This window comes from Hydrogenophaga sp. RAC07 (assembly GCF_001713375.1).
In the GTDB taxonomy this organism is placed as follows: Bacteria; Pseudomonadota; Gammaproteobacteria; order Burkholderiales; family Burkholderiaceae_C; genus Hydrogenophaga.
In genome coordinates this window covers 716558-740136 of record NZ_CP016449.1, presented here as the reverse complement: position 1 = coordinate 740136, position 23579 = coordinate 716558, and the positions used below count along the sequence as shown (strand labels likewise).

30 protein-coding genes and 1 tRNA gene are annotated in these 23579 nt (G+C 60.3%); 11 read left to right on the top strand and 20 right to left on the bottom strand.

Translation table 11 applies throughout. From position 1 onward, the window contains the following. Positions 1-23 precede the first annotated feature (23 nt). The 6 genes from BSY239_RS03500 (at position 24) to BSY239_RS03475 (ending at position 5310) form a co-directional block, all read left to right on the top strand. Positions 24-881, top strand: a complete 858-nt coding sequence (locus BSY239_RS03500) for a 3',5'-nucleoside bisphosphate phosphatase (RefSeq protein WP_069045621.1) — start codon at positions 24-26, stop codon at positions 879-881. Further along, positions 881-1789: a DMT family transporter gene (locus BSY239_RS03495; protein WP_083239786.1), complete on the top strand. Its 909-nt coding sequence runs from the start codon at positions 881-883 to the stop codon at positions 1787-1789. The genes BSY239_RS03500 and BSY239_RS03495 overlap by 1 nt, the downstream gene beginning before the upstream one ends. A 19-nt stretch (positions 1790-1808) precedes the next feature. Then, positions 1809-2444, top strand: coding sequence for an L-threonylcarbamoyladenylate synthase (locus tag BSY239_RS03490; protein WP_069045619.1), 636 nt, complete (start codon positions 1809-1811; stop codon positions 2442-2444). Positions 2445-2507: 63 nt separating this feature from the next. Continuing rightward, entirely contained in the window at positions 2508-3176 is a 669-nt protein-coding gene (locus BSY239_RS03485; RefSeq protein ID WP_069045618.1) for a site-2 protease family protein, read from the top strand. Continuing rightward, positions 3177-4469, top strand: coding sequence for a tryptophan--tRNA ligase (locus tag BSY239_RS03480; protein WP_069045617.1), 1293 nt, complete (start codon positions 3177-3179; stop codon positions 4467-4469). It begins immediately after the preceding gene. 247 nt (positions 4470-4716) lie between these two features. Continuing rightward, entirely contained in the window at positions 4717-5310 is a 594-nt protein-coding gene (locus BSY239_RS03475) for a LuxR C-terminal-related transcriptional regulator (RefSeq protein WP_083239785.1), read from the top strand. Positions 5311-5335: 25 nt separating this feature from the next. Here BSY239_RS03475 and BSY239_RS03470 read toward each other — a convergent pair whose 3' ends face one another. Further along, the gene (locus BSY239_RS03470) at positions 5336-6793 is read right to left on the bottom strand and encodes a sensor histidine kinase (RefSeq protein ID WP_083239784.1); all 1458 of its coding nucleotides are present in this window, start codon (positions 6791-6793) and stop codon (positions 5336-5338) included. A gap of 88 nt (positions 6794-6881) precedes the next feature. Here BSY239_RS03470 and BSY239_RS03465 point away from each other — a divergent pair. The 4 genes from BSY239_RS03465 (at position 6882) to BSY239_RS03455 (ending at position 9387) form a co-directional block, all read left to right on the top strand. Next, positions 6882-6969, top strand: a tRNA-Ser gene (locus BSY239_RS03465). Positions 6970-7100: 131 nt separating this feature from the next. Beyond that, positions 7101-7886: a hypothetical protein gene (locus BSY239_RS03460; RefSeq protein WP_156775404.1), complete on the top strand. Its 786-nt coding sequence runs from the start codon at positions 7101-7103 to the stop codon at positions 7884-7886. A 126-nt stretch (positions 7887-8012) separates the two neighbouring features. Further along, positions 8013-8291 carry a helix-turn-helix transcriptional regulator gene (locus tag BSY239_RS21925; RefSeq protein WP_083240147.1) on the top strand — a complete coding sequence of 93 codons (279 nt, stop codon included), beginning with the start codon at positions 8013-8015 and terminating at the stop codon, positions 8289-8291. A gap of 316 nt (positions 8292-8607) precedes the next feature. Continuing rightward, positions 8608-9387, top strand: a complete 780-nt coding sequence (locus tag BSY239_RS03455) for a Crp/Fnr family transcriptional regulator (protein ID WP_069045615.1) — start codon at positions 8608-8610, stop codon at positions 9385-9387. Positions 9388-9417: 30 nt separating this feature from the next. Here BSY239_RS03455 and BSY239_RS22340 read toward each other — a convergent pair whose 3' ends face one another. The 18 genes from BSY239_RS22340 to BSY239_RS21910 all read right to left on the bottom strand — a co-directional run bounded on the left by BSY239_RS22340 (position 9418) and on the right by BSY239_RS21910 (position 21844). Continuing rightward, positions 9418-9675, bottom strand: coding sequence for a hypothetical protein (locus BSY239_RS22340; protein ID WP_156775403.1), 258 nt, complete (start codon positions 9673-9675; stop codon positions 9418-9420). Between the two features lie 353 nt (positions 9676-10028). Continuing rightward, on the bottom strand, positions 10029-10499 hold the full coding sequence (locus BSY239_RS03445) for a helix-turn-helix domain-containing protein (protein ID WP_069045613.1): 471 nt from the start codon (positions 10497-10499) through the stop codon (positions 10029-10031). Positions 10500-10517: 18 nt separating this feature from the next. Further along, entirely contained in the window at positions 10518-10832 is a 315-nt protein-coding gene (locus BSY239_RS21920; RefSeq protein ID WP_083239783.1) for a DUF4258 domain-containing protein, read from the bottom strand. A 184-nt stretch (positions 10833-11016) separates the two neighbouring features. Beyond that, a complete protein-coding gene (locus BSY239_RS03435; RefSeq protein WP_069045611.1) occupies positions 11017-11301 on the bottom strand; it encodes a hypothetical protein in 285 nt (94 codons plus the stop codon). Further along, complete coding sequence (locus tag BSY239_RS03430; protein ID WP_156775402.1) at positions 11298-11702, bottom strand: hypothetical protein; 405 nt, start codon at positions 11700-11702, stop codon at positions 11298-11300. Before BSY239_RS03430 ends, BSY239_RS03435 begins: the two co-directional genes overlap by 4 nt. Before the next feature lie 154 nt (positions 11703-11856). Next, positions 11857-12153 carry a hypothetical protein gene (locus tag BSY239_RS03425; protein ID WP_069045609.1) on the bottom strand — a complete coding sequence of 99 codons (297 nt, stop codon included), beginning with the start codon at positions 12151-12153 and terminating at the stop codon, positions 11857-11859. Between the two features lie 437 nt (positions 12154-12590). Continuing rightward, entirely contained in the window at positions 12591-13460 is an 870-nt protein-coding gene (locus BSY239_RS03420; protein WP_216637495.1) for a PDZ domain-containing protein, read from the bottom strand. A gap of 74 nt (positions 13461-13534) precedes the next feature. After that, on the bottom strand, positions 13535-13846 hold the full coding sequence (locus BSY239_RS03415) for a hypothetical protein (RefSeq protein WP_069045608.1): 312 nt from the start codon (positions 13844-13846) through the stop codon (positions 13535-13537). A 22-nt stretch (positions 13847-13868) separates the two neighbouring features. After that, on the bottom strand, positions 13869-14636 hold the full coding sequence (locus BSY239_RS03410) for a hypothetical protein (protein ID WP_069045607.1): 768 nt from the start codon (positions 14634-14636) through the stop codon (positions 13869-13871). Further along, positions 14633-16669 (bottom strand): hypothetical protein, encoded by a 2037-nt coding sequence (locus BSY239_RS03405; protein ID WP_156775401.1) that lies wholly within the window; start codon positions 16667-16669, stop codon positions 14633-14635. Before BSY239_RS03405 ends, BSY239_RS03410 begins: the two co-directional genes overlap by 4 nt. A gap of 11 nt (positions 16670-16680) precedes the next feature. Further along, positions 16681-17985 carry a hypothetical protein gene (locus BSY239_RS03400; RefSeq protein WP_069045605.1) on the bottom strand — a complete coding sequence of 435 codons (1305 nt, stop codon included), beginning with the start codon at positions 17983-17985 and terminating at the stop codon, positions 16681-16683. Between the two features lies 1 nt (position 17986). Then, positions 17987-18706: a DNA transfer protein p32 gene (locus BSY239_RS03395; protein WP_156775400.1), complete on the bottom strand. Its 720-nt coding sequence runs from the start codon at positions 18704-18706 to the stop codon at positions 17987-17989. Then, positions 18703-18948 (bottom strand): helix-turn-helix transcriptional regulator, encoded by a 246-nt coding sequence (locus tag BSY239_RS21915; protein ID WP_083239782.1) that lies wholly within the window; start codon positions 18946-18948, stop codon positions 18703-18705. The genes BSY239_RS03395 and BSY239_RS21915 overlap by 4 nt, the downstream gene beginning before the upstream one ends. Before the next feature lie 2 nt (positions 18949-18950). Continuing rightward, positions 18951-19376 (bottom strand): hypothetical protein, encoded by a 426-nt coding sequence (locus tag BSY239_RS22335; protein ID WP_156775399.1) that lies wholly within the window; start codon positions 19374-19376, stop codon positions 18951-18953. Positions 19377-19383: 7 nt separating this feature from the next. Then, positions 19384-19848 carry a hypothetical protein gene (locus BSY239_RS03385; RefSeq protein ID WP_069045602.1) on the bottom strand — a complete coding sequence of 155 codons (465 nt, stop codon included), beginning with the start codon at positions 19846-19848 and terminating at the stop codon, positions 19384-19386. 105 nt (positions 19849-19953) lie between these two features. Next, positions 19954-21051 carry a hypothetical protein gene (locus BSY239_RS03380; protein WP_156775398.1) on the bottom strand — a complete coding sequence of 366 codons (1098 nt, stop codon included), beginning with the start codon at positions 21049-21051 and terminating at the stop codon, positions 19954-19956. 12 nt (positions 21052-21063) lie between these two features. Then, positions 21064-21591, bottom strand: coding sequence for a helix-turn-helix domain-containing protein (locus BSY239_RS03375; RefSeq protein ID WP_069045600.1), 528 nt, complete (start codon positions 21589-21591; stop codon positions 21064-21066). 52 nt (positions 21592-21643) lie between these two features. Next, the gene (locus tag BSY239_RS21910; protein WP_083239781.1) at positions 21644-21844 is read right to left on the bottom strand and encodes a helix-turn-helix transcriptional regulator; all 201 of its coding nucleotides are present in this window, start codon (positions 21842-21844) and stop codon (positions 21644-21646) included. A 228-nt stretch (positions 21845-22072) separates the two neighbouring features. Here BSY239_RS21910 and BSY239_RS03370 point away from each other — a divergent pair, with 228 nt between their 5' ends. Further along, positions 22073-22765 carry a hypothetical protein gene (locus BSY239_RS03370; protein WP_069045599.1) on the top strand — a complete coding sequence of 231 codons (693 nt, stop codon included), beginning with the start codon at positions 22073-22075 and terminating at the stop codon, positions 22763-22765. Positions 22766-22815: 50 nt separating this feature from the next. Here BSY239_RS03370 and BSY239_RS22585 read toward each other — a convergent pair whose 3' ends face one another. Next, positions 22816-23409: a hypothetical protein gene (locus BSY239_RS22585; RefSeq protein WP_172823068.1), complete on the bottom strand. Its 594-nt coding sequence runs from the start codon at positions 23407-23409 to the stop codon at positions 22816-22818. Positions 23410-23579 lie beyond the last annotated feature (170 nt).

Here is a 23579-nt window from a genome sequence, read left to right as displayed (position 1 = left end):
CGGGTAAAACCTAAAATCCACGTGTGAACACCTTGACCAACGCCGACCTGCACTGCCACTCCGTCGTCTCCGACGGCACCCTCACGCCCGAAGCGCTGGCGCAGCGCGCCCAGGCCAACGGCGTGGAGCTGTGGGCCCTGACCGACCACGACGAACTGGGTGGACAAGACCGGGCCATGGCCGCGGCGCGTGCGGTGGGCATGAGTTACCTCACCGGTGTCGAAATTTCGGTGACCTTCCTGGGCATCACGGTGCACATCGTCGGCCTGGGCATGGACCACACCCACACTGCCCTGCTGGCCGGCCTGCGGGCCACGCGCGGCGGGCGCGAGCAGCGCGCGCGCGACATGAGCGACGACTTGGCCCGCGTGGGCATCAAGGGTGTGTACGAAGGCGCACTGAAATACGTCGGCAACCCCGAGCTGATCTCGCGCTCGCACTTTGCCCGCTACCTCGTGGAAATCGGCGTGAGCAAGGACACCAACGACGTGTTCCGCAAGTACATCACCGAAGGCAAACCCGGTTTCGTGCCGCACCGCTGGGCCAAGCTGTCCGACGCGGTGGGCTGGATCACGCAGTCCGGCGGTGTGGCCGTGATCGCCCACCCGGGCCGCTACAAACTCACACCCAACGAAGAGTTCGCGCTGTTCACCGAATTCAAGAACCACGGCGGCCAGGGTGTGGAAGTGATGACCGGCGCGCACAACCAGGCGGACTACCTGAAGTACGCCGGCTACTGCCAGGAGTTTGGTCTGGTCGCTTCGCGCGGCAGCGATTTCCACAGCCCGGAAGAAAGTCACATGGACCTGGGCAGACTGCCCGACCTGCCCGGCAGCGTCACACCGGTGTGGGAGCTGCTGCAATCGCGCATCCTGCAGTGATGGCGGAGCCACCACGTTACGCGCCCGCGCAGGCCGCGCTGGGCATTGCCTTTCTGGTGCTGGCCACGGCGTTCTTCGCCGTGCTGGACACCACCGTCAAGTACGTCGGCGCCTTTGTGCCGGTGCTCATGGCCGTGTGGTTCCGCTACGCCTTCCACGCAGTGCTGGTCACGGCCGTGATGTTGCCGATGCGGGGGCGCAGCCTGGTGAAAACCAACCACCCGCGCTTTCAGGTGCTGCGCGGCAGCTTGCTGCTGGCGGTGAGCGCCATTTCATTCGTGGCCCTGCAGTACATGCCGGTGGGCGAGTTCACCGCCATCGTCATGATCACACCGCTGGTGGTGACGCTGCTGGCCGCTCTTTTCCTGCGCGAGCGCGTGCCGCCGCTGCGCTGGGTGCTGGTGTTTGGCGGTTTTGCCGGCGCGCTGCTCGTGGTGCAACCCGGTGGTGACGTGATCGGCTGGGCGAGCCTGTTGCCGCTGGTGATGGTGTTCACCTACGCCTGGTTCCAGATTCTCACCAGCAAGATGGCGCGCACCGAAGACCCCATGACCATGCACTTCTACACCGGCTGGGTGGGTGCGCTCGTGGCCAGCCTGGCACTGCCTTTTGTGTGGCAGGCCATCCCCGACATGGGCACCTTCGCCCTGCTGTGCCTGATCGGCCTGATGGGCACGGTGGGCCATTTCCTGCTGATCCTGGCGTTCAAACGCACGCAGGCGTCCACACTCACGCCCTACCTGTACGGCCAGATCGGTTTTGCCATGTTCTGCGGCTGGGTGGTGTTCGGTCACGTACCGGGCCAGCTGGAGCTGCTGGGCATCGCCATGATCGTGTTGTGCGGCGCCACCGCCAGTTGGCTCACCGCGCGTGACCGGCGCTTGCCGGTGGACCAACCCGAGGCCTGAGCAGGAACACAATCGCGCCATGTCCCAGTTGTTTGAAGTCCACCCCGAGAACCCGCAACTGCGGCTGCTCAAGCAGGCGGTGCAATTGCTCGAACGCGGCGGCGTTCTGGCCGTGCCAACCGATTCGAGTTACGCACTCGTCTGCCACCTCGACGACAAAACCGCCGCCGACCGCCTGCGCCGCATCCGCCAGGTGGACGACAAGCACCACCTCACGCTGATCTGCCGCGACTTGAGCGAGCTCGCCAGCTACGCGCGGGTCGACAACCGCCAGTACCGCTTGCTGAAGCTCGCCACGCCCGGGCCCTACACGTTCATCCTGGAGGCCAGCAAAGAGGTGCCGCGGCGGCTGAGCCACCCCTCGCGCAAAACCATCGGGCTGCGGGTGCCTGAGCACAAGACGCTGCTGGAACTGTTGGCCCTGCACGGCGCGCCGCTGTTGTCCACCACACTGATCCTGCCCGGCCAGACCGGCCCGCTGAACGACGCGCAGGACATCCGCGAGCAGCTGCAGCACGAGCTGGCCGGCGTGATCGACGCAGGCGCCTGTGCACTGGAGCCCACCACGGTGATCGACCTCACCCCCATGGGCAACGGCGGTGAACCCGAGGTGATTCGTCAAGGCCAGGGCGCGCTCGGTCCGCTGGGGCTCTGAGCCCGCCCGGCGGAGCGCTCGCCCACTCTGGGACAATACGCGTTTGCCTTCAGCGCACCCTCCATGGATTTCGCCCAGATCGTTCAAACCGTCGCCATCTACGCCATCCCCGTGTTGTTCGCCATCACGCTGCACGAGGCGGCGCACGGTTATGCGGCCAAGCACTTCGGCGACCGCACGGCCGAACTCATGGGGCGCATCACGCTGAACCCGCTCAAACACATCGACCCGGTCGGCACGATCGCGATGCCGCTCGTTCTTTACTTCGCCACGGCAGGCGCTTTCCTGTTCGGCTACGCCAAGCCGGTGCCGGTCAACTTCGGGCGGCTGCGCAACCCCAAGCGAGACATGGTGTGGGTGGCCCTGGCAGGTCCCGGCGCCAACCTGTTCCAGGCCATCGCCTGGACCATCCTGCTGTATGTGCTGGTGGCCACAGGCACCCAGGAACCCTTCTTCCTGCAAATGTGCCGCGCCGGCGTGCTGGTCAACCTGGTCATGTTCGCGTTCAACCTCTTTCCCCTGCCCCCGCTGGACGGCGGCCGTATCCTGGTGGGCCTGCTGCCCCTGCGCCAGGCCGAACTGGTCTCGCGCGTGGAGCCCTGGGGTTTCTTCATCGTGATGGCGCTCGTCATCAGCGGTGTGGTGGGCAACCTCTGGCTGCGCCCGCTGATGATGCTCACCGAAAGCGCCATCCAGGTGCTGCTCACCCCCCTTCGCATGCTCATCCTTTAAATGAAAACCCAACGCGTCCTCACCGGCATCACCACCTCGGGCACACCCCACCTGGGCAACTACGTGGGCGCGGTGCGCCCCACCGTGCGCGCCAGCCGGCTGGCCGAGGTCGAGAGTTTCTATTTCCTGGCCGACTACCACGCGCTGATCAAGGTGGGCGAGCCTGCGCGGGTGCAGCGCTCCACGCTGGAGATTGCCGCCACCTGGCTGGCCTGCGGGCTCGACCCCGAGAAGGTCACCTTCTACCGCCAGTCCGACATTCCCGAGATTCCCGAACTGACCTGGTTCCTCACCTGCGTGACCGGCAAGGGCGTGCTCAACCGCGCGCATGCCTACAAGGCCTCGGTCGACAAGAACAACGCCGCCAACGTGGACCCGGACGCCGGTGTGACCGCCGGCCTCTTCATGTACCCGGTGCTGATGGCGGCCGACATCCTGATGTTCAATGCGCACAAGGTACCGGTGGGGCGCGACCAGATCCAGCACATTGAAATGGCGCGCGACATCGCGGCCAGCTTCAACCACCTCTACGGCGAGCACTTCACGCTGCCCGAAGCCGCCATCGAAGACCACGTGGCCACGCTGCCCGGGCTCGATGGCCGCAAGATGAGCAAAAGCTACGACAACACCATCCCGTTGTTTGCGCCGCGCAACCAGCTGAAGAAACTCATCATGGGCATCGTGACCGACTCGCGCGCACCGGGCGAACCCAAGTCCACCGACGACTCGGCCCTCTTCCAGCTCTACCAGGCTTTCGCCACACCCGAGGAGACCACCGCTCTGGCCAAGGCCTACGCCGATGGCATTGCCTGGGGCGATGCCAAACAGGTGCTGTTCGAGCGGCTGGACCAGGAGATCGCGCCCATGCGAGCGGTTTACGACGAGCTCATCCAGGAACCCGCGCGCATCGAGAAAACCCTGAAGGCCGGCGCCGACAAGGCCCGCGCAATTGCTGCACCCTTCACCGCCCGCCTGCGCCACGCGGTGGGCCTGCGCCCTCTGCACGCGTTGGCCACTCCGGTGGTGAGCAAAGCCAGCAAGACCAGCGGACCGGCCTTCAAGCAATACCGCGAGCAGGACGGCCTCTTCTATTTCAAGCTGGTGGACACCGACGGCACCTTGCTGCTGCAAAGCACAGGCTTCCAGGCCCCGCGCGACGCCGCCCAGACCATGGCGAAGTTGCAGCGCGAAGGCAGCGCCGCGCTCGACGCCCTTGCCAGCCAGATCGCCAGCCGGGGTGAAGCCAGCGCACTGGACGCGGCACTGCGGTCTTTCAGCGAGCCAAGCGAATGAGCGGGCAGCACCTGGACGTTTGTATGAAGCGGTGGCAAGCCCGGTTCGGGGCAGCCGTTCGCGGGTCTACCGGCTGTGTACCATCGGCGTACCATATGGAGTATCCGGGCCCCAACCACTCACAGGCATCCGTTCCGTGCCGCAAGTCCCACTTCAGGCCCGATTTCGCCGGAGGCCACTATCGCCAAAGCCCCAACTTGTCGATATGCTCTTCAGTTGAAACCATTTATTACCAGCACAGCCCGTTATGAGTATTTTTGTTATTGACGATCATCCACTCATGCGCGAAGCCGTTGTGATGTTGCTTCGCCGCTTGCGTGCATCCACCCAGGTGATCGAACTCGAACGCCTGGCGTCGGTGAGCAAGGCCATCGCCGAACACGGCGAGCCTGAGTTGGTCTGCCTTGATCTCAAGCTGCCCGACACCAACGGTGTTTCCGGCGTTCGCGAAGTCCGGCAAATGTTGCCCGACACTTCCCTGATCGTGCTGTCCGCTTCGCCGTCTTCCGACTACGAAGACCTCGCCCGTGAAGCCGGGGCAGATGCCTACGTGGAAAAATCGGCCGGTGCCGCGCAGATCGCCAAGGTGTTGCGCGAATTCCTGGCCGAAGAAGTGGAAGACGAAAATGCTCCCACCATTCCCGACAAACTTTCCAAGCGCCAGAAACAGCTGCTGGTCATGCTGGACCGGGGCCTGAGCAACCGCGATATCGCCGAACAACTCCAGATCAGTGAGCACACGGTCAAGGTGCACCTGTGGCGCCTGTTCCGCCGCCTCAACGTCAAGAGCCGCTCGCAAGCCAGCCACCTGGCCCGCACCGCAGGCCTGCTCGATCTCTGAGGGATCGTTGAGCAGCGGCCCGTGATCAGGTCGCTGCCCGCACCACCGTGGGCTCGGGCAGCCCGGCGGCTTCTTGCTGGGTGAAGGCCGGCAGCATCACCCGGAACACACTGCCCCGGTTCGCCTCCGAACTCAGGGCCAGCTGGTAGCCCATCAACGACGCCAGCTTGGATACGATGGTGAGACCCAGGCCCAGGCTGTCCTCGGTGCCCTGGTGTTGCGACACCCTGAAGAACTCCTGAAAGATCGCCTGCTGGTGCTCGCGCGCGATACCCACGCCTGTGTCCCACACCTCGAACACCAGCATGTCCTCGCGATGCCGCAAGGCCAACAGCACCCCGCCCTGGTGCGTGTGCCGCAACGCGTTCGACACCAGATTGCCCAGAATGCGGCGCAGCACCACCGGGTCCGACCACAGCGTGGTGGGTCGGGTGTGCGAACGCAGCCTCAACGACTTGCCCACCGCCACAGGCTCGAACTGCAGCGACAGATCGGCGAACAGTTTTTCCACATCCACATGCTGCAGCCGCACCTTGTAGTTGCCGGCGTCGATGCGCGTCAGGTCGAACAACGAGTCGAACAATTCGTTGATCGCTCGGGTGGACTGCAGAATGCGTGGCGCGATGTCGCGCGCCATTTCGGGCTCGGTGGCCAACCAGTCAGCGTAAAGACTCAAAGCGTGTACGGGCTGACGCAGATCGTGCGCGGCGGAAGCCAGAAAGCGGTTTTTGGTGGCCACGGCGCGCAGGGAAGCACGAGTCTGCAGCGTGAGCGAATCAATCAGTTCCTGGTTGGAGAACTGCAGTTCAAAACTGGCCCGGTGCACCTCGTGCATGCGCGTGCCGGTCATGAAAAGCAGACCCCAAAACGCCACCAGAAGCGCCGTGAGCACCAGCCAGGTCTGCAGCGACCCGGCAGGCTGGGGGAGTGCCAACATGACGATCAACAGGCTCATGAGCACCGAGAACATGAGTGCGTTGGCGTAGGTACGGTAAACCGGCAGGTAAGCACTGAACGCGGTGAGCGTGAGCAAGCCCTGGCCAAGCACCACGATCGCACACACAAATTGGGTGGCGATCGGCGCCTGTTGGTAGCTCAGCAACACCGGTCCGCCCCACAGCAACGCCATGGCGGCCCAGGTCCAGTGGTAACGCTGGATGAAGGTGATGCGCTGCGGCCCCTCCAGGCTGTCGTGCCGCAGGCGGTAGATGCCGATCAGGTGGTAGCGGTAGACCAGCATCGCCAGCGTGAGGATGGTCCAGACCAGCAGGCCGACCGTGTTGACCTCGCCCGCCATCATGAACACCAGCAGCGGCAACGACAGCAAGGCCGCCAGGAGCGATGCTCCCATGTTGTCCATCAACACGCCGATGAGCTGGGAGTTCACCCAGTGGTCGCGCACCTCCGGCGAAGCCGGCATGTGCTGGTAAGTCGCGGGTTGGGTGTCGACGAGCATGGGCAATGGAAAGCGGCGGTGAAGCATTGTCTCACCAGCTTCGCGCGGCGGGTGAGACGGCTTTTGACGGCCCGGTGCCTGCTATACTCGCGGGTTCGCGACGAAGACCAACACCGGAGAGGTGGCAGAGTGGTCGAATGTACCTGACTCGAAATCAGGCGTACCGCAAGGTACCGTGGGTTCGAATCCCACCCTCTCCGCCAGACCGCCAGCATTCATGCGGCTTCCAGCAGGTTCTCAAGTCCTATGGTCCATCCGATGGTCCATTGAGGAAAAGACCTACTGAGATCACCTGGTAGCTTTGTCACTTTTGCTGGCGCCATACGCACCAGCCATGACAAACGAGTTTCAGCCTTTCCCACACCCTGACCCATTCGCGCTGCCCGCTAACTGGGCCTTTGCTGGGTGGCCAACACAGATCCTTTTTGAGACCCGAGAGCTTCTCGCAGATGAGAGCAGCACTTGGCTCACGTCCGTTGCAACGCACATCAACGAAGTGGTGATGAGCAACGTGGACAAGTTGTTCGACAGCGCCATAGGTCCACGCGAAACCCTGGCCCATTCCGAAAGATGGCCGTTCTCACTTCACACGCAGCCCGGGCACATAGGAGTGTTCGCGGCGCTTGAGCCAGGCGTTAGTTGGGACAAGCTGTCTCCCCCAACTGAGCGGTGGCAACGGTTCGCTGTGTTCGCGCTCATGTACACCCGCGACTGCCTGAATATTCTGGAGAAGCTGGGCGACCAGCCGAGCCACGAATCAGTGCCATCAGGGTTGAGCAGCAAGTACGTGGCAATGCAACTCAACGATGCGGGTGCGTTTGCACTTGAGGCGATGAGAGCACTTCAGATCGCTCACTCTCTGCGGATCGACACTCGCAAAAAGTCAGATCGCGGGCGCAACGCAGCCGTCGCGAGGCACGAGGCCATGAAGCCCAAGCACACAGAAGCTCTTGCGATGGCGAACTCTCGACCGTTCACAACCAAGCGGGAAGCCGTCGACTTCATTGCCGAGAACCTGACCATCAATGCTGAAGGCACAAAGTTTTGCAGCAGAAGGGCCGCTGGGGAATGGCTTTCGGCAGCGGGATGGCAGCCAGAACGTAAGCGAAACAGGACTTGAACATACAGATGCGACGCATCTGTGCACAGCTGCATCGCAGGAGCGTCCATCTGCAACGCATACGCGTATCTCTTCTCGTTCACCTCAAAGAGACTCCAGGTCATCAAAACCACTGGAGTCTTAACGATGCAAAAACGACTGAAACAAGCCATCTTCTCGGGCGGACCTACCCCACCTCCCGTTGATCCGCTTTCCCCCATCCAGAAGCTGGATGCGCTGCGCAAAGAGATGCCGCAGGCAGGTTACATCAGACAAGCCGGACTGTTGAGCATCGTCCCAATTTCGCCAGCCACTTTGTGGCGTTGGGTGCAGAAGGGAACATTTCCACAGCCCCGCAAGCTGAGCCCTCGCGTCACTGCCTGGAGGATTGAAGACGTACTCGGCTGGCTACGAGCCAATGGGTGACCAACCCCAAAACAGCGCAGGCGAGATGAGTACCTCAACCGGTGCGGTGCATTGATAGACCGCCTCTACGGTTGAAGTTACCTGGACAGTCCAGTTTTCGCCTACATGCTGGACGCCTTACATGGACGCTGGCGACTCCACGGCGAATGCAAGCTTGCGGGGTGCTACCAAGAGCAATACTTATTGGATATGTTCGGTTCCAGACAGAGCAGTCCACCGAACAGGTCTACAGTTGGTAGGGGAGCGCGAGACATCCTGTCTTGCGAACCTTGCGGGTTCGCTCTGAGAGGGGTTTTCTCGTGTACCAGGGCTCCCCATGTACAACATAGAGAACCACCTAATCGAGCGCCTTCCGAAAGCGTTACGCATGCGCTTTCTTGCGCTGTGCACTCCGTTCGAGCTGGTGGCATTGTGCGATCTAAGCGTGCATGGGGCACCACTGAGCCACGCGTACTTTCCACGCTCCGGCTTCATTGCGCTGGTGATTGACATCGAGACACACCCGCCCTTGGCGGTGGGCATGATCGGGTCCGAGTCCATGCTGGGGGCGGAATTGGTGCTCGGAGTGGCCAAAACGCCTTGGAGAGCCGTAGTGCAAGGCGCTGGGAGTTGCTGGCGTCTGAAGGCGGATGTGTTTCGCAGGGTTGTATCCACCATGCCCGAGCTGCGAGAACTGGTGCAAGGCTCATTGATGGTCCGCCTGCATCAGCAATCACTTGCATCTGCCTGTCAGCGTTTTCACACCGTGAGAGAGCGGCTGGCGCGCTGGTTGCTGATGAGCCAGGATCGCGCTCACGCCGACCGCTTTCATGTGACTCAGGACTTTATTGCCTTGATGCTTGGAGTACGGCGCGTTGGGGTGAGCGGGGCAGCAAGTGAGTTTCAGCGACTTGGACTGATTGAATATCACCGCGGTGAACTCACTGTGCTCGACCGGCTGGGTTTGCAGCACGCAGCGTGCAACTGCTACGAGGCCGACAAGCGACTCCGCGATGAGTTGATGACTCAAGTTCGTGAAGTACCAAGTTCAGCGTTGCGGGCCTCGACAGATTTAGCCAACTGGCGCAGAGACCGACCAACGCAAACCACTGAATAGCCGAGCTCTTTCGATAGCCTGGCGCATCGCCTATTTTGAGCGAGCACCGCTGCTGGCTTTGATCCAGCCTTTACCCACCGGGCGCTCCGGCTCACTCGGCTTGCGATTCATCGCTCTCCAGCCCTGCAGATCAAAAGGGGGCAACGGCTGACCGTCCTTACTTCGCGGTCTGACAAGCCAAGCCTGTTCGATCTCCACGATGCCTTGCTCTGTCGTGTGCAGCTCGGAGCCCAGCCAGACTTCTCCATCAAGCGGCAGGTGCGTGATCTTTGGATCGATCAGGACCATTGCGGGTCGCTGCATCAAGCCGGCTGGCTGGTAGAGGGTCGCCACCCGTGCTGTGCGCGTCAGAGACGTTCGTCCAGGTCGCCATGTGGCCATCGAGATCCTGCCGAACTCGGGCGCGGGCCACTCCTCAGGGCGGAGGCTTTGGGCTTGTCTGCGGAGGGTGATCACTTCATAAAACACTGGTTAAATGTACAGTTCAAACCGGCCATGCCTTCCACTTGACGACGCACGGCAAGGCAGGTGGCGAACCGTCGGCAAACCCTTGATTGCAAAGAGCGACGTGTGAAGGCGTGTGCCGCGTACAGGCGTAAAAAAGCCCGCGCGGGGCGGGCTTGGTCGGCGAGCGCGTTGCGTCAAGCAGCAACTGATTCTTCGACCTCAGGTGCCGGTACTTCCTTAGCCGACCATTTGTGTAGGCGCGCTCGCGCAACCGTCCGCTGATTCACGAGTCGGTCGACGGTATTTATTCGGTCAATGACGGCCGCCATTTGACAGTCGCCTTCGAACTTGTCCGCGATGAGCATTCGCAACACGGCCTCCGAAGCAGTCGGAGCCTTACCGCGCCGCTCCCAAAGACTGACAGACTGCTCGCTCACTTGCACCATATCTGCCAAGCTTTTCTGGGAAAGCTGCAGCATCGTACGAAGGAAACGAAACTCCTTGCCGGTCAGTGCGCCCTTCTTTTTGATCAGTTGGGTAGCCAGCAGTTGATGCAGGCTCTCTGCGTCTTCCACCGATACAGCTTGGCCGTAGGGCGTGTCTTTAACCTTATATCCATTTGCGAGCCACACGTTGGGTAACCCGCACATCTTGTAGTGAAACATCTTCAATCCTCTCCACCGTCACTTAACAATTACGGTGATCACCATCACATCCGGGGAGTCATCATCTAGGGTAACCACCACCGCTAGATCCCTACCGCCTACATAACGCTCCATTCGAGCTTCGAATGTGTCGTACTCCTTGTTGATTCGCCATGGCCGCTCAAGAGCACCCTCACGCAAAACACAGTAGACCTCTTCGATTCCAATGTGGCGCTGAAGCATTCGGTCTTGGGCATGTTCAACGATATAAATCGCGCTTGTGTTCTTTGCCAGCTGCTTGATCCGACTCGTGACCTGAGCATTCGTCAGGCTTGACAGTTTTGCGTAACCCATAAAAATTATGTCCCCGATACTACAGCCGCTTGGCCAAAATTGTTCGAGCAGTACAGTAAAACCGCTCGGTTTGTGGGAATTACTTCACTGATCGTTTGCACAGGAGCCTCTCTCTTTTTCGCCGCTCCATAGAGCGCCGAGTACGGGCGACGGCGTGTCGCAAGTGTCGTCATGCGGCCATTCACTAGAAGCGCTGCGCCCACTTGCCAGCCGATGCCAGCGTCAAGCCCAGCAGCACCCCAAAAATGGCGAATACAAACCCCTCACTGCTGGCCGGGATCGGCAACGGAAGAGCAGCAAGCACCTTGTCGAAGTCGATCACTACTCCGGTCCTGTTCTCGATGCGATCCACCCTGTTTGAAAGTCGCCAGCCCAAAAGCAGCATCGAGCCGCTGAGGGTGACCATCCCGTAACCGATCGAACTCCAGCACTTCGGGCACCAGAAAAGCAACAGCAACAGCCAGTTCATCGTGCGGACTCCCAGCCAGGGGAGTTTCCACCGAGCGCCCTAAGCGTGAATGGCTCCTCGTACATGGACTCGTACTCGACGACGAAGTCAAGATCAGCCAATGAACGCAGCGCTTTCTCAGCGGCCTTGATGTCCATGCCAAAGAACAAAAGCTCAGCGATCAAAAAATCCCCACCGCTCGGCAATGCTGAGCCCTCACCGGGCGTACCAGACTGAAGGACCCGAAACGCGAACTTGTCGCCGATGGACTTGGAAGCGACCATTTCTACCAAGTCAGTATCGTCCGGCTCCACGTCAAATCTTTCGCCTCCCACTGCGAAGAAACGCTTGCGAACAATCGCCGGCCCTAGTCCCAAGTTTTTCACTGTGAAGGTGACGACACATCCTGCCTCAGTTGTCATTTTCCTCTTGTGCCAACAGAGGAGCGGGCGGACGCTCAACTCGCTGTGCCGTCGCGCGTGTTGGGTCTGCCAGTAGGTCGCATACACCGCACAGATCGCTATGAACACTGAACAGATTGCGATGTAGTCAGAGGCTGTCATCGGTAGCACAGCCTCAACGCGGACTCATGTCGTAGACCTCGTCCTCGACCACCATCTTGAAGTCGTACATCTCACGGCCTTGAAACTTGAACTGCTTTGCCAGGATGACCGCAGTAGGCCGGTAGGCATAGCTGTAGCTGTACGTGTTACAGGTGAGTGCGGTGCCGTCTGTGAAAACGATCACCCGGCCATGGGAGCAGCCGCTGAAGCCGTCCTCGCTCTTTCGGTCCTCTCTCCAACCTTCAATGGTCTTTGAAGCCACGATCACATAGCCAACGAGGTCTTCAAGTTCGTCTGCCAGGTCGGCCATTGCGAGGCCAGGCAGCGAAAGCGATGCGGCACAGAGAAGTTTGGCTAAATGGCGACGCGGTGCATGGTCTGGTCTCTGAATCACAGCTCAACACCCCCCGTAATTTTTGTTGCCGCTCTTGGTGATGGTGTACGTGCCACCCCTCGGCCCGACAAAGCAGGTCTTGCCATTCGGTGCTGTGTATGAGCTGTTTGGCGTCGGAGGAGCTTGCAGATAGTTGGGCGTGAAGTTCGCCGGGGGCTGGTAGCTAGGCGCGGGACGTGGGGTGCTGCCCTGACCTTTCGCGGCCTGATTGGCCTGCTGCAGGCACTCGATGCGCTTCGATGCAGGCTCCAGCATGCTGCAGGCCTCAATCAGCACTGACGGCACTTGAGCCCGAGCCACGATTGCCAGGCAAGCGCCGAGCAGGGTGAACAGACCAAGCCCGTGTCGCCGCCTCACTGTGACTGGACCAACTGAACGCCCTTCACAAGGCGCGTACCGTTGCGAACCAACGTGACGCTGATTCGCTTGCCGTCACGCTCCTGCAGTAACGGGCCAAGCGACGCGACACCAGTCAAAGGCACCCCATCGATCTCCGTGAGCAGGTCGCCGACAAGAATGTCTGCGTCAAAGGCCGGTGTGCCATCAACGATCAAACGCACGGCAACACCCCGATTTGATTGAAGCGCTTGGCGCTCCTGATCGGTCAACTCTCTCGGCTCCAGACCAAACGACCACTTGCGTTTGACGAAGTACGCTGCGCCAAAGTCCATGCGATTAACTGTGACTGGCACGAAGGTGGTGGAAGTACCGTAGGTAGTCGTGGTTCCCGAGCCGTAGGCGGTAACTGGTCCCCTTGGGCCGAATGCTGTGGCAGTCCCAGAGCTGTATGAGGTTGTTGTTTTTGGGACGGTTATGGGCATTGCCGTAGTGACCGACCCCGTGAATCGAGGGTTGAGGATCACAACCAAGTCGGCTTTGACCTCAGCGCCCTGCTGAATAGCCGCGTCCTCCGTCTCACGCCTGCCGCTGTTGAAGACCGAGGTGCCGATCAACCCGTAACCGCGCTTCGTGTATTGGTCAGCAACAGCCTGCATGTCGGATGAAGCAATCCGCTCCACAACGGGGACGGCAGGTGGTGGAGCTACCCTTGTAGAGGCGACACGTTCGGGTGTCGCGCCGGCCACTGGCTTATAGAAATCTTTGTACCCCGTGGCGCAGCCTGACAAAGAAGCAACGCAAACTGCAAAGAGCGCATTTCGGACGGTCCCCATGAGCATCGACAACCCCTGTGTCAAAACGTAAACACGCAGGATACGGCTCAAAGGGCTTCATGGGAACAAGTATGAGCAAGCACATCCCACAAATGTGCATTGCTCCCGGGTCAAACCCCCGGGAATCACCCTGCTGCGGACTCCTCAAGCAGCTCGACTACGGCACCCATACGCTCGTCGAAAGCATTGAAGGCCGGCTGGTTCCGGTTGTCTGCCAAGTTGCTCACCATCCGAGCTTCGAGCGCGCCGCGCACGTGTTCTTGAACGATTGGACTGGAACCACACGCCATCAGCACGCCGGTCAACACGGCGCTGTCGGCATCAGCCGTTCCCATCACGCCAGAGAGAATGTCACGAAGCTGGATGACAGCGTCTCTCAACACCGCGTTTTCGCGCTCCACGCGTTCGAGGCGATCAATCATTTCATCGCTATTCATCGTTCATTTCCTTCCAAGTTCATCAACGAGCCACTGGCTCTGAGATCTCAACGTCGCCCCGAGACCGCGAAGCATCGGCCTCACTCCGCCTCGGTATGCATTTACGGCCACGCGGCTCTTTCCCTCTGGTGTCTTCGGTCCTGTGGATTGCACCCACGGCCTCCATGACCGAATCGCTGCGGCCTGGCGCTGACGCCGTTCGGGTGTCCACTCTGATGCCTTCATGGGCTGCGGCCTCCAATAGTTTGTTTGGCGGGTTCGGGATTTCTTGCGCGCGGCTTTCTGGAGCCCCTTCGCCGGCTGGAGACTGAGCACCGTTGTTGACCTGCTGCGGGCCGTTCGCAATATTGGCCTGCTTCACGAACGTGGCCTGGCGTGGGAACTTCAGATCGATGAGCGTCTGAATGGTCGTTCTGCTCTGAGACTGAGCCTTCAGGGCAAGACCGAGAAAGGACTCGTACTGGCGCAAATGCTCTTGACGCTGTGCGCGCTTGGCCAAGCTCGTGAAGATTGTTTGCAGAGCTGTCGCCTGCCCCACCAGCATCCCTTCGATCAGCGTCAGGTCGCCGCCGTGAACGCGTGACATGTTGTCGCTGAGCGCACGCACGATTTCATGAAGCTCCATGTCTTTGCCGAGGATGTTCCCGTTGAAGTCATCGACCACCATGGCGGCATTCAGTGAGGCTTTGAGAGCAGCCTTGGCGGTTGCCTGAGCGGGAGTCATCTCGGGTGTCATTTCGATCACCACAGACTTGGCAACAGCCGTGGACTTGCTGGGCTTGCTGCTCATTGCCCGGCCCCTCTGAAGTTGCCAGTCTGCTGACCAAAGAGCATCCCGGCTTGGTCAGCAAGCCGCGCACGGTCTGCGTTGATCCTCTGCGTGAGGCCCACCAGACTGGAAAGCTCGTTGCGTCCCGTCTGCCCACCACTGAGAAGGATCTCGGAGAGTTTGTTACGGACAGGCTCAGGCGTTGACACACGATTCCATGCGTTGCCGGCGGCGCTCAACATACCAAGCACGTTCCCACTCGATGCACTGCTTGCCGCCTGCCCGGCTTCGGCCAATGCCGCAACATCCAAATCCCCCGCGCCGTACTGGCGCGCCGCCGTTTGAGAACCACGACCCACCGACTCCAATGCCTTGAGACGGCCTTCTTTCGCTGCCTCGGCCGCAAAGCTTCGGAATGCCTGCCCATTACCGAACATGGCGCGCAGTTTCTCCGAGGTAGCGGGCTCCTTCCACATCTTGAGGATCTCAGTCTGCCCGCCCTCTCGGCCCAGCTTCGTCCGCAGAGACTCAAAAGCACCGACACGGAACGCCTGCAGCTCCGAGGCGCTCAGGCCGTCCAGCATCTCGCCGATGGCTACGCCGTCCTTTTGCATCGCGGTGCGACCTGACCGTGCGGCATCCATCAATGCTGACGGGCCAGCAAACGCTTCCCGGGCTTGGCGATACAGGGAGCCACCTTGACCCGTGGTCACTTCGTCCAGCTTGTCGATCAGCGCAGCCTTCAACCGCATCAGGGACGCGCCCTCTGGCGTGAGACCCCCGTTGAGCTTGTCCACCTTGCTGGCGATCTTGGTGTCGAGTGCTTGCTTCACCAAGTCGAGGTCGCGCATGCTGAACGGCTGGGTAGAGCGAGGGTCCAGAGAGAACTGGATGCGATCTGCCGTGGCCATGTCCCGAGCCGTGCGCGTGACGCCGAGTTGATCCGCTGCCTCCACGAGTTCAGTCAGCGCGCGATCTGGCTGCACTTGTACGCGATACAGCCGGTCGTACAGCGGCGCGGCTGCGGTCTGACGCTCATCGATCCAGCGAGCAAGGTTGGGAGCCAGGCGCTCACCGTTCGTGCCCATGGAGCGCTCTGCAGCCGACACCATGCGTCCCGCCCTGCCAGCTTGGCGGGTGTGGATCAACGACTCGGTTGCGGACTTGGCCTTACCAGGAAGGGTTGCAAGCGTGTCCAGTAGTTGCCGGGTGTTCTGTCCTCCAGCATCTGCAACCACTGCGGAGTCACCCAGCTTGTCATAGCGGGCCTGTGCTTGGAGGATGGGATTGGATGCGCCGGATTGAACGACGGAGCCACGGCCATCGCGGACGAAAGCCTCTGCGATCTTGGCGCGTGCCTGGTTCAAAGCCGCGCTGTCGTTCACCCGTGCGGCGATGTTTCCGCCCACGCCAGCAACGGCCCGCTGAACCGGAACAGCGCCAGCACTCAGCACCCCAGAGACGGCCGCACTCTTGGCAGCGTCCCCGGCCACCCCGGCGAAGTCTTCAGCGGTCGAATTGCCCGCACCACTGATGCCCCCGAAGACGGCACCAGAACCCCCAGCCCGCGCACCTTGAGTGAGCATGTTCGTGGGCGCAGCAGCGGCAGGCGCACCCAAGAGCTTGGAGAACGGGTTTGCCACCATCATCGGGGCCGAGGCCATCATCTGAGTGACGCCGGTGAAAACAGGGTTCGCCTCGCGCTCATAGTCCTGCGCACCTCGGGCGTAGTCTCGAACCTCCCGGTAGTTCTCGGAGAACGTTTTCCTCTTGTTCCCCAATACAAGATCCGAGAGCGTGAGGCTTGACTGCGTGAGAGTCTTCCAGGCGCCACCGACACCACCGACGATCTCGTCAGCGAAACCCATTGCGGGACCATTGGCAACCGAGAGCAGTCCACGGACCGCCCCTGGTGCTTCGCGACCTTCTGTGTAGGCCTTGGAGGGCGCGGTTGATTCAGAACCACCTGCGCCTTTGAGCGCCATGAGGCCTTCGGTTGAAACCGTACCGAGGTCACCAGCCTTCAAGGCCAGCAAGTCTTCGGTTGAGAGCATGGACAGATCCATTACCTGCCCCCTTGGCGACGAGCCAGCTCAGCCTCAATGTCGCTCATGGACGGCATCCCGCCGGCTCCCTTTGTCGAGGTGCGCTGACCACGGTCAACGATTACGCGATCCGGATTGGCCCCGTAGTCCGTGGCGCGCTGCCGGTACGCAGCGTCAACCTCCCTCTGCGCGGACTTGGCTTCTTCAAACAACCCTTCAGCTGCAGATTTGAGGTTGCGTTTTTGCGTGGCCGTCATGACACGCCCGCTCTGCAAGGTGTTGGCAATGTTGGTTGCCCGGTCGAACCAGCCCGAGGCATTCAAGGCCATACCGAGTTCAGTCTCACGAACCACCGAGTTCGGATCAAGAAGCTTCATGAAGGCAGTACCAGCAGACAGTGCCGAACCGGGGTTTGTATCCGCCGTCTCAATTGCGCCCATGATCTTCTTCATCGCGGTCGCAGTCTCGGAGAAGCCTTTGCTCTCCGTGCGGTAGTCGTCTTGCAACTTGAGTTCAACGTCCTGAACCTTCTTGCTGACGATGGCCTGCCCTGCAATAGCGTTCGCGCCGCTGTCGGTCTGGAACTTGAGGTCTTGACCGCGCCGGGCCGTTGCCTGACTGGCGATGCTCTCAGGACTTTGCATCTTCTGCACTGGTGCGCCGCCCGTGTTCTGCCCGTAGGTCGGGCTGTTCGGGTTGGTGTCCCGAAAGCTGATCTGCTGCCCGTTGTCGATTTTGTCGGGCTTGGCGGCGAAGAGAGTCAACTGCTGCTCGGGGGTGAGCTGCATCGAGACACCTTCACGCAGCTTCATGCGCAATGCGTTGGGGTCATCGGGCATGCCAGCGATCGAACGCTGGTACATCTCGACGGGGATGATTCCTGCGGCCACAAGCTCCTGTCCGGCCTGCATGACAAGTTCCTTCGAAAGGTCCGGACGTTGGGAAAGGGCACCGAGCGACTGCTTGAAGGTGCTGAAGCGATCGTTTGCGAGTTTGAAGGCCTGTGCATCGACCTTTCCGGTCTGTTCATCAGAGGCAGCGAACTCCTTTTGCATGCCGGGGATCTGAGCGCCCATTCCACGCTGGGCCGCACCCTGGAATAGCTTGTTGCGGTCGATCTTTCCGTCGTGTCCGAGGGACGATTGATACAGCTCAGCAAGTTTGTTCTTGGAAGTTCGGGTCTCCTGTGCGTCCTGCATCTGCATGCGTCGCATCTGATTACCTTGCTGCATACCCTCAAGCTCAAGCATCTTGGCCAGAGCGTTGTGGGGGCTGTCGATCTGAGGGCTTTTGAAGCCGAGGATGATGGACGGGTCAAGTTGCATGTCAGTACCCGTAATAGGCTTCTGCAGATGAGGGGCGCATTGGGTACGAGCTTCCCGGCTTCTGGATCAACTGCATCAGATTGTTGGAAACCTGCCCAACACTGTTCGACCAAGCGTTTGCCTGGCCGATCGCACCTGCAGCCTGCGCATTTCCAACTGCGGCATTCGTTTGCGCGGTCGCATTCCCGAAGGTCTGCGCGGCGTTGCCAATCTGCGTGCTTGCACCCGTGCCCGTATCGATCATGGATTTGAGACGATTGAACTTGTTCGTCTGCTGACCGGTGAAGCGGTTGAAGGCGTTGCCGTACTCCTCCGAGGCGACACCCTGCCCGTACTTCACGAGGGCTTTTTGCGCCGCACCGGAGAGTAGATTTCCGCGAGCTGCCGCACCACCTTCCACGGCTCGTGTGCCTTCGTCCATTCGGAATTGATAGCCGGGGTCTGCTTCAAAGTCGTTCATGCTGAAGTCGCGCATGAGTGATCCGTTTTCATCACCCCCGCTTGCCATGCCGAGGAGCTGGAGAAGGCGGTTATTGGCTTGCAGCCCGGTTTGACGGAAGGGCTCTTGCAATTCGACCTGCTTGTCGAAGACGTAGCGATTTGTGGCATCGGTCCGCGCGGCGGATTGCGACTGTGCGTCTGATGCGTCACCTGCTGCATCTGCTCCGATGAGACCCCCGATGACTGGGCCTGCTACGGCGGCAACTATTCCAAAACTCATGGTGTCTGCTCCACTTTCTCGCGGTTGTCGCGCTGGCGTACAAGTTCGGTAAGGAAACCATCTACTTCTTGTTCCACAAAGCCCACGGCGCGCGGGCCAAGTTCAACAGGCGCTGGAAAGTCCCGACTGCGCAGTCGTTGATAGATCGTGGACCGGGACATGCCCGTCTTGCGGACGACATCGGCAATCCGGAGGATGCGGATGCTGGTTCGGCTCTCAATTTCTGGCACTACGCACTGCATTTCTACGCTCCTTGCTGCACGCTTTTGGACAGCTCATGAATAGGATTTGAAACGCTTGCAGGTGTATGGTCCACCCCGAGAAATGGGTCTTTTTCGGGATGCTCACGGAAGAAGCGACGAGCCTCTCCAAGCAGGTTTTGAACTGTCTTCAGCGTGTACCCGAGCGAGAGCACTTGCACCGCCCGAGCATCCTCGCGAGACACCTCAAGGAGGTGTTCGCTGAATGCAGTGAACAGTTCAACGTCTGATCGTGCGGGGCGCTGGTGTGCGCGTTCAAACCATTCGGCGGTGGCGCGGTGTCCATGAATGACACGGGCAAAAAACTCTTCGTTCCGCTTGCGTGGCCGGCCCCTCTGCTTCGGCTGGCTGCGTGTCTTGGGCTGGAAGCCGCGCATCACCTGGGCGATCTCGTTTGTTTGGAGGTCCATGGGCGCCTCACAACAGCGCAGGTTGCTGCGGAGCAGACGAACCTTGAGACGCAGCCACTTTGCAAGTTGTCGCAGGTGCCTCGGGTTCGTGGGGGGTGTAGTCATCTGCGAAGTCATCGACTGCCATGTCGAGGAGATCAACCAGGGTATTGATCTGGCCCATGTCGTGCGTCAGGTCAGCGTGCTTCCAGTCAGCGTGATTCGCAAAGCCGTGCTGAAGCTGCAGAGCGTGTTCGCGCACACGGAGCATGTTGCGTTTTAGGCGATCAAGGTCACGGGCCTGCTCAGCAAGCGTTAGAAACTCGCCCTCCTTTGGTGGTGGGATGAGGCCAACGCGCTCGGCGAGCAACCGCACTTGGATCGGATGAAGATCAACAATTGCGCCTTCTGAAAATCCTGTGTCCTCCAGGCGCAGGTTGCCGTTTTCAAGTGACTTGATGGTCAGGCTTGGGATTTCGTCGTGGTTAGTCATGGCTAGTGAGGTGTGTAGTTTGTTGAACGTGCGCAGAAATTGCGGGGCGCAGATCCTGCGGGGTGCGAAAGCTGCGGGGGTCATTGATGGACGGCTTGAGGGTTCTCATCGAGCACCCCAGCAATACCGGTAACGGCTGGCGATACGCCCCGCGCCGCGCGTCTCCAGGTGCAACACGCGGTCCATGACGAGGGCAGCGAGCATCTTTGAGGCGTCGGTGAAGTGCACGCCTAGCAGCTCACCTGCCTGCCTGCTGGACAAGAAGAACGGCTCAGGTGCGTGGTGGGCGGCAAGGGCCTCGCAGATGCACACAAGCCGATTGCCCGCCTCGCCATATCCAAGTTCAGCAATGCCTTCGGGCAGCGGCTTTTCATCAAGTCGTTCCATGAGCTTGTCCAGGGTCATGCCGAAAGGAGTCCGCACCGCAGCCAGGCCGCGAATGAAGTCGGTCCACGAGGTGGTGAAGTCGGCAGTCCCGATGTGCGGAAGCGCAAGCCGGTGCCATTCCTGGACCAATGCGCGCAGCTCGGCGGTCGTCGCGTCCGGGTGAACCCCTTTGACCCATCGAGCGAGCGCGAACAAGCACCGATTGCGTTCACCCACCCCACTTGGGATCACGGTCGGGGGCAGGGACCTACAGAAGAGGCCAGAAGATGACTGAGGAGAACTTCTGTCATCCTCTGTTGTCTTCTGTACCTCTTCTGTAGGTGAGAGGGAATCGACGGCAGCGAGAAAGCCCGGGAGGTCGCCTATCGGCCCGTTCTGAATGGGTCGGCCCGTCACGGTCAAGTAACGGCGGTCGCTGTACAACTCCACGTTGATGCCGTCGATCTTTCCGCGTCGGCCCGTTGGAGCCCCGCAGGCACGTCCAAAAGCGCGCAGGCCGGTCCCGGAGGGGGATAGCTCTACGTACCCCGCCCCGATGCGTTTGAGAAGCGCCAGCGCCTCTTTCTTCGGCTGGCCTGCGGTCACGCATTTATCAAGGTCAATCCCGACAAGTCCGTCACCAGCCAGGACAAGGCCAACCCCTGACCAACCGCCTTCACCATAGGCAATAGCTGCAGCTTCGAAAGGCGACCAGGTAGCGGGGTCCGTCACGCTGGCAGTGCTGTTCATCGAGTCGGCCCGATACGGCACCTTTGCACCTCGCCACACCACCCAGCGCGGCACACACCGAAGCTCTGCCGGAATGGCATCAAGCATTGGCGTGAGCACTTAGACGCCCCTGGCCTCGCGCGCGCGCGCGTATTGGTCGCAAAACGATCCACGCTCCAGAGCTGACAGCACCCTCAGAGCTTCAATTAGCCTCTGACGCACGTTCGGGATGTGCTCCAACTTGATGGAGTCACGCTCCAGCCCCTTGGCCTGCGCACGGATCGCCTTGGCGGCTTCGCGGAGCATGCCGGCAGCGTCGGTCTGGGGCTTGGGGACGAAGCCCGCTTCCGGCTCACCATCCAGGTGATATCGGGCAGCTCCGGGGTGGCAAAACGCGTCGCGGTCGTAAAGCGTGACGCGCTCGGTACGGATGACGTAACCGAAGCGATCCTTCAACTCCTTGATCCGGGCCGGAGCTTGATAGCAGCCAATGCGGCGGAGGTCGTAAGACGTCTTCGGACCTTCTCGAAGCGCGGTCAAGATTCGGTCACGCTGTGCTTCCACTGAAGTGCTGTGCGCCGTAAAATTGATATGCGTTTCTTTCGAGGCCCCGTTTGCATCTTGGTCGGTGTGCGGGGCTTCGTTCATTTGGTGGACCTCCGCGACTGGAGTCGGGTCCACAAATAGAAGATAGCGGCCATCATTTCGACACCGCCTTTCCCTGAGCGTCGCGCCATGCGATCAGCTCCGCACCATCGAGTACCGTGCAGCGCGAACTCAGGCGTTTCGGCTGCGGGAAATCCTCGCGCTCCTTGATCCATCGCCACAGGGTGGCTGGGCCAATGCCGAGTAGTTCGGCTGCTTGCTTAGGTCGATAAGACCGGACTTCGTTTAGTGCCACTATGCACCTCCATGAATGCCGCTTTGTCTCAATGACTGCGGGATGGAGGTACTTTCAATCTCGGCCCTACTGAAAAACAGGGGAAAAATTGCTGGGATTTGGCGCGCATTTTCTAGTAGGTGAGGCAGGAGCGGGCGAGCCCATCTCGATGGGTTGCCGCTCCCCGGCTTGTACACCCGGAGTAGGTGGTCAAATCGACAGATCTGACTGCTCTAGAAGAGGACTGTGATGGAAAGTTTTCCCGCTTGGTTTCCCACGGTCGTAGCTATCGGTGGCGTGTTGGGAACCCTCGTTACCGCGGTCGCGACCATTTTTCTCTGGCGTGTCACGAGTGTGTTGGCCGTCGAGACTCAACGGATGGCGATGGCTACATCGCAACCGCATGTTGTGGCGACACTAGACCCCAACCGCTGGTCGATGCGGCACTTTGATCTGAAGGTAGACAACACGGGCAACGCGACCGCCTACGACATCTCGGTCGAGTTCACACCCCCACTTGAGAACGGCGAGGGGCGAAGCGGCGGGATCGAAGTCCCCTTCGCAAAGATCAGTGTTCTGAAGCCAGGTCAAGGTGTTGCCAGCTACCTTGCCGACTACGAACGAGTGAAGGGCAAGGTCTACACGGTTCGAGTGAGTTGGCGCAGGGCAGCAGCAAAACCTGAGCGAGAGGAGAACGTCTACACGCTCAACATGGCTGACAAACAAGGTGTAAGTCAGCTAGGTGACGACCCATTGGTTCAAGTCGCAAAACACATCAAGAGGATGGAAGAGCAATGGAAGCCAATCACCAGCGGTGCAAAGCGAGTCAAGGTTGACGCCTTCACATCCGGAGACCGTTTACATGAACGTCGTGTTGCCGACCGCCAACGGCGCAAGTGGCAGGCACGTAGTCAGAACCCAACGACCGATCTCTCCGATTGAAATTGCTCTGAGGATGGCGTTCGCCTCTCGTAGTGTGTAGCCACAGGCCTCTAGTCTTTTGGACGCCTGCGCCGCCCCTCGTCATACAGGTTACGGAGCTTTTTCAGTCCAGCGGCTCGCTCTTGGTTGGGGGAGCTGTGTCCCATTCTTGAAGAGAGGGCCGGCCACAGAAACTCAAGGGATGTCGCAATATTTGACCCACTCTCGGCTTGATGGGCTGCGACCATTCCGTAAACCTCATCTGGGGCGGGTCCAGCAAACGTCCCCTTAGGTCGGCCAGGCCGACGCTTGGGCGGTATCGGAAAGCGCCCTTGCATGATGGCAAGAAGCCGATTTGGCGAGCGACTCACTAGGCTTGGGCTGGAGGGTCTACCCACTCTCACCTTTTTCTGCAAAGACCGACAGGCCTGTGCATAAAGCTGCTGCTCTTCAGCTTCAACCTGCAGTTTCGCCACCACCATCGTGAGGGCATCCACCAGAGATTCTGCTGCGGGCGTAACAGGCAACCCCACGACATTACTCAGTTCCTTTTTTGTCTCTTCAGCCATGTCGGACAGCCACGAGGCGAAGTCCTCATGAGAACTTGCCTTGATTTGCCATACCTCACGCGAGACGGCCTGATCTCCCCTTTTGTTCAATCTCATCCCATGTCCTTCATTGACCTGCGATGGGCGAACCACCGTCCATGGTCGACTTTCAAACAACCTGTTCGTAGGTCTATGTTGGCAGGAGTGATGGCAGCCGAGCGTCCACCGTACAACGTTACAGATCCAAAAAACTTCAAGACGCTGCCAACGTTTTCCATGTCGATTTT

Bases quoted from the DNA above. Each gene is read 5' to 3' on its own strand.
- BSY239_RS03495 (WP_083239786.1), top strand. From the start codon at position 881: ATGGCGGAGCCACCACGTTACGCGCCCGCGCAGGCCGCGCTGGGCATT.
- BSY239_RS03490 (WP_069045619.1), top strand. From the start codon at position 1,809: ATGTCCCAGTTGTTTGAAGTCCACCCCGAGAACCCGCAACTGCGGCTG.
- BSY239_RS03485 (WP_069045618.1), top strand. From the start codon at position 2,508: ATGGATTTCGCCCAGATCGTTCAAACCGTCGCCATCTACGCCATCCCC.
- BSY239_RS03480 (WP_069045617.1), top strand. From the start codon at position 3,177: ATGAAAACCCAACGCGTCCTCACCGGCATCACCACCTCGGGCACACCC.
- BSY239_RS03475 (WP_083239785.1), top strand. From the start codon at position 4,717: ATGAGTATTTTTGTTATTGACGATCATCCACTCATGCGCGAAGCCGTT.
- BSY239_RS03470 (WP_083239784.1), bottom strand. From the start codon at position 6,793: ATGCTTCACCGCCGCTTTCCATTGCCCATGCTCGTCGACACCCAACCC.
- BSY239_RS03460 (WP_156775404.1), top strand. From the start codon at position 7,101: ATGACAAACGAGTTTCAGCCTTTCCCACACCCTGACCCATTCGCGCTG.
- BSY239_RS21925 (WP_083240147.1), top strand. From the start codon at position 8,013: ATGCAAAAACGACTGAAACAAGCCATCTTCTCGGGCGGACCTACCCCA.
- BSY239_RS03455 (WP_069045615.1), top strand. From the start codon at position 8,608: ATGTACAACATAGAGAACCACCTAATCGAGCGCCTTCCGAAAGCGTTA.
- BSY239_RS22340 (WP_156775403.1), bottom strand. From the start codon at position 9,675: ATGGTCCTGATCGATCCAAAGATCACGCACCTGCCGCTTGATGGAGAA.
- BSY239_RS03445 (WP_069045613.1), bottom strand. From the start codon at position 10,499: ATGTTTCACTACAAGATGTGCGGGTTACCCAACGTGTGGCTCGCAAAT.
- BSY239_RS21920 (WP_083239783.1), bottom strand. From the start codon at position 10,832: ATGGGTTACGCAAAACTGTCAAGCCTGACGAATGCTCAGGTCACGAGT.
- BSY239_RS03435 (WP_069045611.1), bottom strand. From the start codon at position 11,301: ATGAACTGGCTGTTGCTGTTGCTTTTCTGGTGCCCGAAGTGCTGGAGT.
- BSY239_RS03430 (WP_156775402.1), bottom strand. From the start codon at position 11,702: ATGACAACTGAGGCAGGATGTGTCGTCACCTTCACAGTGAAAAACTTG.
- BSY239_RS03425 (WP_069045609.1), bottom strand. From the start codon at position 12,153: ATGGCCGACCTGGCAGACGAACTTGAAGACCTCGTTGGCTATGTGATC.
- BSY239_RS03415 (WP_069045608.1), bottom strand. From the start codon at position 13,846: ATGAATAGCGATGAAATGATTGATCGCCTCGAACGCGTGGAGCGCGAA.
- BSY239_RS03410 (WP_069045607.1), bottom strand. From the start codon at position 14,636: ATGAGCAGCAAGCCCAGCAAGTCCACGGCTGTTGCCAAGTCTGTGGTG.
- BSY239_RS03405 (WP_156775401.1), bottom strand. From the start codon at position 16,669: ATGCTCTCAACCGAAGACTTGCTGGCCTTGAAGGCTGGTGACCTCGGT.
- BSY239_RS03400 (WP_069045605.1), bottom strand. From the start codon at position 17,985: ATGCAACTTGACCCGTCCATCATCCTCGGCTTCAAAAGCCCTCAGATC.
- BSY239_RS03395 (WP_156775400.1), bottom strand. From the start codon at position 18,706: ATGAGTTTTGGAATAGTTGCCGCCGTAGCAGGCCCAGTCATCGGGGGT.
- BSY239_RS21915 (WP_083239782.1), bottom strand. From the start codon at position 18,948: ATGCAGTGCGTAGTGCCAGAAATTGAGAGCCGAACCAGCATCCGCATC.
- BSY239_RS22335 (WP_156775399.1), bottom strand. From the start codon at position 19,376: ATGGACCTCCAAACAAACGAGATCGCCCAGGTGATGCGCGGCTTCCAG.
- BSY239_RS03385 (WP_069045602.1), bottom strand. From the start codon at position 19,848: ATGACTAACCACGACGAAATCCCAAGCCTGACCATCAAGTCACTTGAA.
- BSY239_RS03380 (WP_156775398.1), bottom strand. From the start codon at position 21,051: ATGCTTGATGCCATTCCGGCAGAGCTTCGGTGTGTGCCGCGCTGGGTG.
- BSY239_RS03375 (WP_069045600.1), bottom strand. From the start codon at position 21,591: ATGAACGAAGCCCCGCACACCGACCAAGATGCAAACGGGGCCTCGAAA.
- BSY239_RS03370 (WP_069045599.1), top strand. From the start codon at position 22,073: ATGGAAAGTTTTCCCGCTTGGTTTCCCACGGTCGTAGCTATCGGTGGC.
- BSY239_RS22585 (WP_172823068.1), bottom strand. From the start codon at position 23,409: ATGAGATTGAACAAAAGGGGAGATCAGGCCGTCTCGCGTGAGGTATGG.